This is a genomic window from Streptomyces iakyrus (assembly GCF_000717055.1).
Lineage (GTDB): Bacteria > Actinomycetota > Actinomycetes > Streptomycetales > Streptomycetaceae > Streptomyces > Streptomyces iakyrus.
Genome location: NZ_JNXI01000044.1, coordinates 47,734 through 57,984 on the forward strand (window position 1 = coordinate 47,734; position 10,251 = coordinate 57,984).

Sequence of the window (10,251 nt, forward strand, 5' to 3'; positions counted from 1 at the left end):
TGTGGTCGACCCGGCCAACTGGACCTGCCCCGCCCCGCTGCGCGACCAGGGGGTCGTGGTCATGGGGCACGGCGGAGGGGGCGCGCTGTCGGCGGAGCTGATGGAGCAGATCTTCACCCCCGCCTACGGCAACGCCACCCTGGCCGGGCTCGCCGACTCCGCCGTCCTCGAACTGGGCGGCGCGCGGCTGGCCTTCTCCACGGACTCGTACGTGGTCCGGCCGCTGTTCTTCCCGGGCGGCTGCCTGGGCGACCTCGCGGTCAACGGCACCGTCAACGATCTCGCGATGAGCGGCGCCGTGCCCGCGTACCTCTCGGCGGCCTTCGTCCTGGAGGAGGGCGTGGAGCTGACCGTGGTCGAGCGGATCGCGCGCTCGATGGGGGCGGCGGCCGAGGCCGCCGGGGTCACGATCGCCACGGGTGACACCAAGGTGGTGGAGTCCGGGCACGGCGACGGCGTGTACGTCACCACCGCCGGGGTGGGGCTGGTACCAGCCGGGGTGGACATCCGGCCGCAGCGGGCCCGGCCCGGCGACGCGGTGATCGTCAGCGGCCCGATCGGACTGCACGGCGTGGCGATCATGAGCGTCCGGGAGGGGCTGGAGTTCGGCGTGGAGGTCGCCAGCGACACCGCGCCGCTGGCGGGCCTGGTGGCGGCGATGCTGGCCGTCACCCCGGACGTTCACGTGCTGCGCGACCCCACCAGGGGCGGCCTGGGCGCGTCCCTCAACGAGATCGCACGGGCCTCCGGGACCGGCGTCCGGCTTCAGGAACGGGCGATCCCGGTACCGGACGCGGTGGCGAACGCCTGCGGGTTCCTCGGGCTCGACCCGCTCTACGTGGCCAACGAGGGGCGGCTGGTCGCCTTCGTGCCGCCGTCGGAGGCGGAGGAGGTGCTGGCGGCGATGCGGGCCCATCCGCAGGGTGCCGGGGCGACGCGGATCGGCGCGTGCGTCGCCGAGCACCCGGGGATGGTGGTGGTCGCCACCGGGCTCGGCGGTACGCGGGTGGTGGACCTGCCGCTCGGGGAGCAGCTGCCCCGCATCTGCTGACCCCGGAAAGGACGAAGGGCCCCGCCGGTGGATCGGCGGGGCCCTTCCCTGTCCAGGCCGGTACGGGTTCGAAGTCTAGGCCGGTACCGGTTCGATCCCGGCGATCTCCAGTTCCCGGCCGCTGCGCAGGTCGCTGGAGGGCTGGTCGCAGCGCGGGCACCAGAAGAACGGGGGCATGCCCACCGGGAACTCCTCGGCGCACGGGCCGCACCAGGCCTGCGCGGGGATCTGCTCGACGACGAGCCGGGCCCCCGCCAGGGCGGTGCCGTCGCGGGCCACCTCGAAGGCGAAGTCCAGGGCGTCGGGGACGACGCCCGCCAGTTCGCCGACCCGGACGGTCACCTTCGAGACGGCGCCCGTCCCGTCCGCCCGGGCCAGTTCGTCGGCCCGCTCGATGATCGCGGTCGCGATCGACAGTTCGTGCACGGCCGGCTCACGGGTAGCGGCGGCCGGCGCGGAATCCGCCGGCCATCCGCCAGAGCCGCGCCTCGCGCCTCAGGCTGGGCCATTCCCAGGCGAGCAGGGCCAGGGCCATACCGCCCACCAGGACGGCCTCGGCCTTCAGCACCCGCTGTCCGCTCGTTGCGCCCCGCCTGCGCGCGACGGGTCTGCGTACTCGTTTCATCGCAGTGACTCCCTGCTCGTACTCATCACGGTGTTCATCCCGGCGAGATGTTCGGCATGGTCTCCGCGAGGGCGTCATGCCGCTTCCAGTGGATCCCCGTGGAGCGGCGCGCGTCGGCGGTGCCGTCCTCGTGGTGGCCCTTCTGCCGCTCACGCGGCCCCTTGTTGCCCTGGTGCATGCCGGTGACGTGCCCGGGGGTGTCGGGCTTCGCCTGGGGCCGGCCCACTCTGATGCTGCCCATGGGATGCTCTCCTTCCTCGCCTCCGACCTGCGGAGTGCGTGGCTATGGCCGCTCGGTGAGGTCCTCGAAGAACTGCTCGACGGCCGGCCAGATCCGGCCGCCGCCGGACAGGCCGCGCCACTCCCGGCGTACGACGGCGATCATCCGGTAGCAGTCGTCGATCGGCACGATCCAGTGCTCGTCGAGGCCGTGCACGGTGTTCACCAGGAGGGCCTCCACGTCGGGTTCCACGGTTGCGAGCTGCGGACACGTCAGGGCCAGTTCCTGCCAGGCCGCCGTGTCCACCTCCCACCGCATGGCTCCCGCGGGGCTCGGGCCCTCGGCGGTGACCGTGCCGTCCGCCCGGGGCACGAAGAAGACCAGGCCGACGGGTACGCCCAGGACGGCCGTGTCGACCTTGGGCAGCCGGATCCTGCGCCGGGGCACGAGCCGGTACTGGCCGCCCCCCGCCGCCGCGTCGGCGAACAGCACCGAGCAGGGGCCGCAGGCGCAGCGCACCTCCTCCTGCCCGGTGTCGTACAGGTGGGCGTGCTCGTCGGCGACCGGCGCGGCGCACAGGTCGCACACCTCCGTCCGGGCCGCCGCGGTGCGGTCGGCCGAGGAGCGGATGAGGCGGGCCAGTGCCCCGTCGGTGGTCACGGCGCGCCCCGGTGCGTCAGCGTGGTCAGCGGGACGAAGGCGGGGGCCGTCTCGGTCAGGGGCACCACCGCCGTCAGCTCGGGCGCCGCGGCGAGCACCGCCGCGCGGACGGCGTCGGTGACCTCGTCACCTCCGCCGCCGCAGCCGGACCCGCATCCGCCGCCGCCCGTGGTCAGACGCACCCGGGCGACCTGCCCTTCCACCCCGGCCCACTCCACGTCGCCGCCGCGTTCCTGCACGGCGGGCCGCAGCCGTTCGACCGCGCGGGCCGCCCGGCGTTCGGCGGGCTCGGGGTGGATGTCGTGCAGCACCAGCAGGTGCCCGAGCAGCTCGTCCTCGGCGAGGCGTTCGGCCACCCGCTCGTCCGCGTGGTCCATGACGCGCGCCAGGGCCTCGCCGTAGACCTCGGTCAGCAGGGCCACCGCCTCGGTCGCGGAGCGTGTCGTGGGGCCGGGCGCGGCTTCGAGGCCGTCGAGCAGCTCGTCGAGCCGGCCGAGGCGGGCCTCGACGTCCGGGTCCGCCAACCGTGCGCCGGCGGCCTCAGCCATGGTTCGCCCCGTACGTCGGCGAGTGCAGGGTGGTCAGCGTCTTGCCCTTGCCGACGTACATGTGCACACCGCACGGCAGACAGGGGTCGAAGCTGCGGACCGTGCGCATGATGTCGACGCCCTTGAAGTCGTCCGGCCCGTTCTCCTCGAAGATGGGCTGGCCCTGGACGGCGTCCTCGTACGGGCCGGGGGTGCCGTACATGTCGCGGGGGCTGGCGTTCCACGGCGTGGGCGGGTACGGGTGGTAGTTGGCGATCTTCTTGTCCTTGATCACCAGGTGATGGGAGAGGACGCCGCGCACGGCCTCGTGGAAGCCGCAGCCGATCGCCTCGTCGGGCACCTCGTAGTTCTCGAACACCTTGGTCTCGCCCGCGCGCACCATCCCCATGGCCTCTTCGAGGAATTGCAGGGCCATGGCGGCCGCGTAGGCGATGAAGTAGGGCCTGGCGCGGTCGCGTTCGATGGTGTTGCTCCACTGCGGGATGCGCCACTCCAGGGTGGTCTCCGGCAGGGACTCGCCCTTGGGCAGGGAGATGCGCACGCTGTGACCGGTGGCCTTGACGTACGGGGTGTCGACCAGGCCGCTCAGCGCGGTCGACCACAGGCGGGCGAGGGGGCCGCCGCCGGTGTCCAGGGCCAGGTGGTCGCCGGTGCGCTGGTCGAACCAGCGCGGGCTCATCACCCAGCTGTACTTGTCGTCGAAGTTGCGCTTCTGCGGCACCGGGACGGTCGTCTGGTTCCACGGGTGGCGCATGTCGACGGGGTTGCCCAGCGGGTCGTGCGTGACGAAGGGCGACTCGTTCACCCAGTCCTCGTAGTACGAGCTGCCGAGCATGATGCGCAGGCCGAGGTTGATGTCGACGAGGTTGTTGGTGACCAGTTCACCGTCGACGATGATGCCCGGGGTGACGTACATGTCCTTGCCCCAGGAGTTCATGTTCTCGTAGCGGTAGTCGACGGTCTGGGGGTTCTGGAAGGCGCCCCAGCAGCCCAGCAGAACGCGGCGGCGGCCGACCTCCTCGTAGCCGGGCAGCGCCTCGTAGAAGAAGTCGAAGACGTCGTCGTTCATGGCGACGGCCTTCTTCACAAAGTCGATGACCCGCATGAGGCGGCTGAGGTAGTCGGTGAAGACGGTCGGCTGCGGCATCGTGCCGACGCCGCCCGGGTACAGCGTGGAGGGGTGGACGTGCCGTCCCTCCATCAGGCAGAACATCTCGCGGGTGACCCGGCTGACCTTCAGGGCCTCCTTGTAGACCTCGCCCTCGAAGGGGTTGAAGGCCTTCATGATGTCGGCGATCGTCCGGTAGCCGTGGATCTCGCCGCGGGGCGCCTCGGTGCGTTCGGCGCGGGCCAGCACACCGGGGTTGGTGGCCTTGACCATGGCCTCGCAGAAGTCCACGAAGACCAGGTTGTCCTGGAAGATCGTGTGGTCGAACATGTACTCGGCGGCCTCGCCGAGGTTGACGATGTGCTCGGCCAGCGGGGGCGGCTTGACGCCGTAGGCCATCTGCTGGGCGTAGTCGGAGCAGGTGGTGTGGTTGTCGCCGCAGATGCCGCAGATCCGGGACGTGATGAAGCCCGCGTCGCGCGGGTCCTTGCCCTTCATGAACACCGAGTAGCCCCGGAAGAGCGACGAGGTGCTGTGGCATTCGACGACTTCCCGGTTGGCGAAGTCGATCTTCGTGTAGATGCCCAGGTTCCCGATGATCCGGGTGATCGGGTCCCAGGACATGTCCACGAGCTGTGGCGGCTTGCGGTCCGTGGGCCGGGCCTCGGTGGTGGTCATCTGCGGTACTGCCCCTCGCTGTCGGTGGTGGGTGGTGGGGTCGCGGGTGTCATCAGGGGCGCCAGCGTGGGTCGTAACCGCTGGTCAGCTTGCGCTTGTTGTGACGCCACCTGGGCTCGTGGTTGACGAGTTCGTTGGTCATGCCGCGCAGCCTGCGGATGACGGCTCCGTACGGCTTGATGACCAGGGACGACAGGGTGCTGCCCGGGGGCTCGTCCATGAACGGCATGAACGCGTCGGGGAAACCGGGCATCGTGCAGCCGATGCAGATGCCGCCGACGTTGGGGCAGCCGCCGAGGCCGCCCATCCAGCCGCGTTTGGGCACGTTGCAGTTGACGACCGGGCCCCAGCAGCCCGTTTTCACGAGGCACTTGGGCGAGTTGTAGTCCGCAGCGAAGTTGGCCTGCTCGTAGTACGAGCCGCGGTCGCAGCCCTCGTGGACGGTCTTCCCGAACAGCCACTGCGGGCGGAGCATGTGGTCCAGCGGCGGCGGGGGTGCGGAGCCGGCCGCGTGGTACAGGACCCAGATCAGGGTCTCCATGAAGTTCTCGGGCTGGATCGGGCAGCCGGGCACGTTGACCACGGGCAGGCCGCCCTGGGAGGTGTAGTCCCAGCCCAGGTAGTCGGCCAGGCCCATGCAGCCCGTCGGGTTGCCGGACATGGCGTGGATGCCGCCGAAGGTGGCGCAGGTGCCGGCGGCGACCACCGCCCAGGCCTTGGGGGCCAGTTGGTCGATCCACCAGTTGAGGGTCTGCGGCTCGCCGGTCTCCGGGTCGTTGCCGAAGGACGTCCAGTAGCCGTCGCCCTCGATGATGTTCTGGTTGGGGATCGAGCCCTCGATGACGAGGATGAACGGGCCCAGTTCGCCGCGTACGGCCGCCCGGTAGGGCGCGAGGAAGTCCTCGCCGCCCAGGCTGGGCGAGAGCACCTTGTTGACCAGGTTCACCTTCGGCAGGCCCGGGATCAGCCCGAGCACCACGTCCTCGATGGAGGGCTGATCGGCGGCGGTGAGCGAGACGGTGTCACCGTCACAGCTCATGCCCTCGGAGATCCAGAGGATGGTGATCTCGTCTATGCCCTGCCGGACCTCGGACCGTTCGGGTTCCTTGCTGACTTCGGCGGTGCTGCTGTGGGTTGTCATGTCACTCGGCCTCCGCTGCGGGGGTCTCGGACTCGGTCGTGTGCCGCGCCGGGGCTGCGGCGGGAGCCGGTGCCGACGGCTCGTCCCGGGATCCGACGGGGTCGAGGGGTTCGAGCTCGTCGGGCCGGAAGTAGTGGAAGCGGCCGTACCAGTTGTTCAGTTCGGCGGCCGGGTCGTCGTCGAGGGTGACGGCGAGGTGCACACTGCCGTCCACGTCATGGAAGACGGCGGCGACTTCGGCGCTGCGTCCGGCCAGGAACATGTCCTGGGCGTCGGCACCGCGGCCCCGCGGGCGGAGCCGTACCCGGCTCCCGCCGCCGAGGGGGACGCCGTCGACGAGCACGGTGTCGCTGGTCGGGGAGAGCCCGTCGTCGGCGCCCTCCTGCCACCAGGCGGGGCGGTCGGCGGATGGTGCGGGGGTGGCCGGTGCGGGAGAGCCCACAGCACCGGACAGCCGACCGGCAGGCGTCGCGGCAGCAGTGACCGGTGCCGGAGAGCCGGCAGGGTCGGACAGCCGGTCCACGGGCGCCGCCGAGGTGGCCGGGGTCAGGGAGCGGACGGCGCCGTGCAGTCGTTCGAAGACCTCCTGCGGCATGGTGTCGACCCGGTCGAGGATGGCCGCGGCCCGCGGGTCGGTGGCCCGCGCCTCGCGTTTCTCCTCGTCGGTCAGCAGCATCGTGCGCAGGGTGAGGATCTCGTCGATCTCCGCGGCGTCGTGCAGGTCGCCCGGGCTTTCGGGGGCGACCTGGGGGTGGTCGGGCAGGATGATCGGCGCGGACAGCAGGACGGGGCCGGTGTCGCCGGACTCGCCGCCGAGCACGGGGAAGGTGAACTCGTTGTGGCACGCGCGCACGGGTGCTTCCAGACCGGCCGGAGGATCGATCAGCGAGACGAACTCCGCTCCGTCGCCGCCAAGGAGGGTGTGGGTGGCGATGAGGGCCCGTCGCAGCGCCTCGTCGCGCGTGGTGCGCGGTGCCGGGGCGGGGGCGGTGTTGGTGGTCCGTACGCGGATCCGGCAGAGGTCGTCGGCGAGCCGTTCGGCGGTGACGGTGGTCTCGGCCCGGACCTCCTCGCGGGTGCGCGCCACCCGCCCGGCGCCCTCCGGCAGCGTCTCGACGTCCTCACCTGCCGCGGCGCCCACCGCGAAGGTGTGTCCGTCCCGCAGGAGTTCGTCGAGCGGAACCTCCACCTCGCACTCGCGCGGCAGGGCCTCGTCGAAGGTCAGATGTACCGTGCCGTCGTCGGTGCGCAGCGACTCGACGGGGCGGTGGCCTGCCTCCTGCACCTGCTTGCGCTGCATTTGCAGGTAGCGCACACGCACCCGTACACGGGCGCTGCCCGGCTGCCGCACCCGCAGCAGGCACTCGGTCTGCTGGTACCAGGAGTCGGCGGAGCCGGAGACGCCGGGCGTGACGGGGCCGTCCGCCTCCACCCAGTCCCGGGGGAACAACACCCCGAACTGCCAGCGGACGCGGTTTTTGGCGGAGGAGCGGCGGTAGGGGTAGAGGAGGTAGCCCTCGTAGAGGACGGCGTCGGCGACGGCGCCGAGCTGCTCGAAGACGCCCGGGGACGGACCTGCGCCGCCCCTCGGGGCAGCGCCCTTCGTGCCGCCCTCGGCCAGTGCCTCCGCCATCACGCCTCCTCGTCACCGTGTGCACGCGCATCCCTTCCACCACGGTCACACCTGTCATCCACGCTCGCCTCCTCCGGCGCAGTGCGGTTGGGCCGTTCAGGGGTGCCGCGGGACGGGAGCACAGCGACGGGCCCGTCGGCGCCGAAGCGCGACGGGCCCGTGTCGGTGGTGGGGAGGGGGTGGGGCGTGTTCAGCGCCGCACGTGGGCAAGCCTGCGCGCCAGCAGCGGAACGACGACCGCGGCGGCGACCACATGGGACGCGGCGAGGACGATCTGGGTGGACGTGGCGGTGTGCGGGGCGACGGCCGGGCCGGCGAGGGACAGTGCGGTGAGCGCGACGGTCGTCACCGTGAAGGTGCGGGCGGGCCGCTTGGCCCAGCGGGCGAGGACGACCGCGAGGACGATTCCGGCGACCGACCAGAACAGCACCCCGCCGAAGAATCCGCCGACCGGGATCTCCGCGGCCTCCTCGGCCCCGGGACTCGCCGCTTCCATCGGGACGCCGGCGGCTCGCGTGACGAGCGCGAACGCCTCCGCCACGACGGCTCCGGCGAGGGTGGCCAGGATGCCCACCAGCCACACGGGGCGGGTGGAGAGAAGGCCGGACTCGGTCCGGGGTGCCTGGATCTGAGGTGTCGTCACACTCATATCACTGTCTCCTGACGGGCGTTGGGGCGCGATGGGCCGTACGGAGAGGTAGACCGGACGGCGGTGCGGAACTCATCGGTGTCCGGGGGACGTTTGCAGGGAGCCGGTGTTCATCCGGATGGCACACGTCACCCGCACGAACCGGCGCGTCACGGGAAGGCGTCACGTCATGGACCAGCCCACACATCACCCCCGCCCCACCACCAGCCCCGCCGTGACGACCCTGGCCGACCCCCTGGTCAACCGGGGCACCGCCTTCAGCCGCCGCGAACGCGAGGAGCTGGGGATCGACGGGCTGCTGCCGCCGGCCGTGGAGAGCCTGGACGAGCAGGTCGCCCGCGCCTACGAGGCGTTCCACGGCTACGACAAGCCCCTCAACCGGCACATCTACCTGCGGCAGCTCCAGGACACCAACGAGGTCCTCTTCTACCGCCTGGTCACCGAGTACCTGGAGGAGCTGCTGCCCGTCGTCTACACGCCGACGGTGGGTGAGGCCTGCCAGAAGTTCAGCGAGATCTACCGGCGGCCGCGCGGCCTGTTCCTGACCTGGGAGGACCGCCACCGCTTCCGGGACATCCTGCGCAACCGCCCGCACCGGGACCACGACGTGGACGTCATCGTCGTCACCGACGGGCAGCGCATCCTCGGCCTGGGCGACCAGGGCGTCGGCGGCATGGGCATCCCCATCGGCAAGCTCAGCCTCTACACGGCCATCGGCGGCATCCACCCCGCCCACACCCTGCCGATCCTGCTGGACGTCGGCACCGACAACGAGACCCTGCTCGACAACCCCCGCTACCTGGGCCGCCGTGCACGGAGGCTGACCGGCGCCGAGTACGACGAGATGATCGAGGCGTTCGTCTCGGCGGTCGAGGCGGAGCTGCCCGGGACACTGCTGCAGTGGGAGGACTTCGCCACCGCGCACGCCTACCCGATCCTCGCCCGCTACCGCGACCGGCTGCTCACGTTCAACGACGACATCCAGGGCACCGCCGCCGTCACGCTCGGCGCCCTGTCCACCGCGGCGAACGTGGCCGGCACCCCGCTGCCCGAGCAGCGCGTGGTGATCCTGGGCGCGGGGTCGGCAGCCATCGGTGTCGCCGACATGATCCGAACGGCCATGATCGACGAGGGACTGCCGGAGGACGAGGCCACGTCCCGGTTCTGGATCCTCGACGTCGACGGCCTGCTGGTGTCCTCCCGCTCCGAACTGACCCCGCAGCAGCGGGCGTTCGCGCGTGACGACAGCGAGGTGGCCGACTGGGACGGCACCGGCCTGGCCGAAGTGGTGCGCCGCGTGGAGCCGACGGCGCTCATCGGGCTGTCGACGGCGCACGGCGCGTTCACCGAGGAGATCGTGCGACAGATGGCCTCGACCTGCGAACGGCCCGTGGTCTTCCCGCTCTCCAACCCCACCTCGCACTCCGAGGCCGAGCCCGCCGACCTCACCCGCTGGACCGACGGGCGGGCGCTGATCGCCACCGGCTCGCCCTTCCCGCCGCTGACGGTCGACGGGCGCGAGGTGCCGGTGGCGCAGTCGAACAACGTGTACGTCTTCCCGGCCATGGGCCTCGCGGTGACCGCGAGCCGGGCCACCCGGGTCACGGACCGCATGCTCGTGGCCGCCGCCCGGGCCGTCGCCCAGTGCGCCGTGCGGGCGGCGGACGGCGACGACGGCCCCGTGCCGCTGCTGCCGCCGCTGGCCGGGATGCGGGAGTCCGCTCGCGAGATCGCCGTCGCCGCTGCCCTCGCCGCCGTCGAGGACGGAGTGGCCCCGCAGGCCACGGAGGAGGACCTGCGCGAGGCGGTCGCCCGGGCCCAGTGGGAGCCGCGTTACGCCGACTAGGACTTGTCCGGCCGATCATGTGACTACTCCGTTGTCGTGTCGTTGATGTGGGCATGGGGCGGGGCGATCTGACAGATGCCGAGTGGGAACGG

Annotated in this window: 11 protein-coding genes; 2 read left to right on the forward strand and 9 right to left on the reverse strand. The window is 71.8% G+C overall.

What is annotated here, in order from left to right; all coding sequences use genetic code 11:
- Positions 1-61: 61 nt before the first annotated feature.
- Entirely contained in the window at positions 62-1,051 is a 990-nt protein-coding gene (hypE, locus tag OO68_RS40510) for a hydrogenase expression/formation protein HypE (protein WP_245237436.1), read from the forward strand.
- 75 nt (positions 1,052-1,126) lie between these two features.
- Here hypE and hypA read toward each other — a convergent pair whose 3' ends face one another.
- From hypA to OO68_RS40550, 9 genes are all read right to left on the reverse strand, one after another.
- Positions 1,127-1,477 carry a hydrogenase maturation nickel metallochaperone HypA gene (gene hypA, locus OO68_RS40515; RefSeq protein ID WP_033314501.1) on the reverse strand — a complete coding sequence of 117 codons (351 nt, stop codon included), beginning with the start codon at positions 1,475-1,477 and terminating at the stop codon, positions 1,127-1,129.
- Between the two features lie 7 nt (positions 1,478-1,484).
- Entirely contained in the window at positions 1,485-1,676 is a 192-nt protein-coding gene (locus OO68_RS43350) for a hypothetical protein (RefSeq protein ID WP_051815008.1), read from the reverse strand.
- 34 nt (positions 1,677-1,710) lie between these two features.
- Entirely contained in the window at positions 1,711-1,917 is a 207-nt protein-coding gene (locus OO68_RS40520) for a hypothetical protein (RefSeq protein ID WP_033314502.1), read from the reverse strand.
- 42 nt (positions 1,918-1,959) lie between these two features.
- Complete coding sequence (locus OO68_RS40525; RefSeq protein WP_033314503.1) at positions 1,960-2,556, reverse strand: DUF5947 family protein; 597 nt, start codon at positions 2,554-2,556, stop codon at positions 1,960-1,962.
- On the reverse strand, positions 2,553-3,104 hold the full coding sequence (locus OO68_RS40530; RefSeq protein ID WP_033314504.1) for a NifU-related iron-sulfur-binding protein: 552 nt from the start codon (positions 3,102-3,104) through the stop codon (positions 2,553-2,555). The genes OO68_RS40525 and OO68_RS40530 overlap by 4 nt, the downstream gene beginning before the upstream one ends.
- Positions 3,097-4,890 carry a nickel-dependent hydrogenase large subunit gene (locus tag OO68_RS40535; RefSeq protein WP_033314505.1) on the reverse strand — a complete coding sequence of 598 codons (1,794 nt, stop codon included), beginning with the start codon at positions 4,888-4,890 and terminating at the stop codon, positions 3,097-3,099. Before OO68_RS40535 ends, OO68_RS40530 begins: the two co-directional genes overlap by 8 nt.
- Before the next feature lie 52 nt (positions 4,891-4,942).
- Complete coding sequence (locus OO68_RS40540; RefSeq protein ID WP_033314506.1) at positions 4,943-6,031, reverse strand: NADH-quinone oxidoreductase subunit B family protein; 1,089 nt, start codon at positions 6,029-6,031, stop codon at positions 4,943-4,945.
- Between the two features lies 1 nt (position 6,032).
- A complete protein-coding gene (locus tag OO68_RS40545) occupies positions 6,033-7,664 on the reverse strand; it encodes a hypothetical protein (RefSeq protein WP_033314507.1) in 1,632 nt (543 codons plus the stop codon).
- Between the two features lie 190 nt (positions 7,665-7,854).
- Positions 7,855-8,313, reverse strand: coding sequence for a DUF6069 family protein (locus OO68_RS40550; RefSeq protein WP_033314508.1), 459 nt, complete (start codon positions 8,311-8,313; stop codon positions 7,855-7,857).
- Between the two features lie 169 nt (positions 8,314-8,482).
- Between OO68_RS40550 and OO68_RS40555 the strand changes: the two genes are divergently transcribed.
- Entirely contained in the window at positions 8,483-10,159 is a 1,677-nt protein-coding gene (locus OO68_RS40555; protein ID WP_051815010.1) for an NAD-dependent malic enzyme, read from the forward strand.
- The last annotated feature ends 92 nt before the right edge of the window (positions 10,160-10,251 follow it).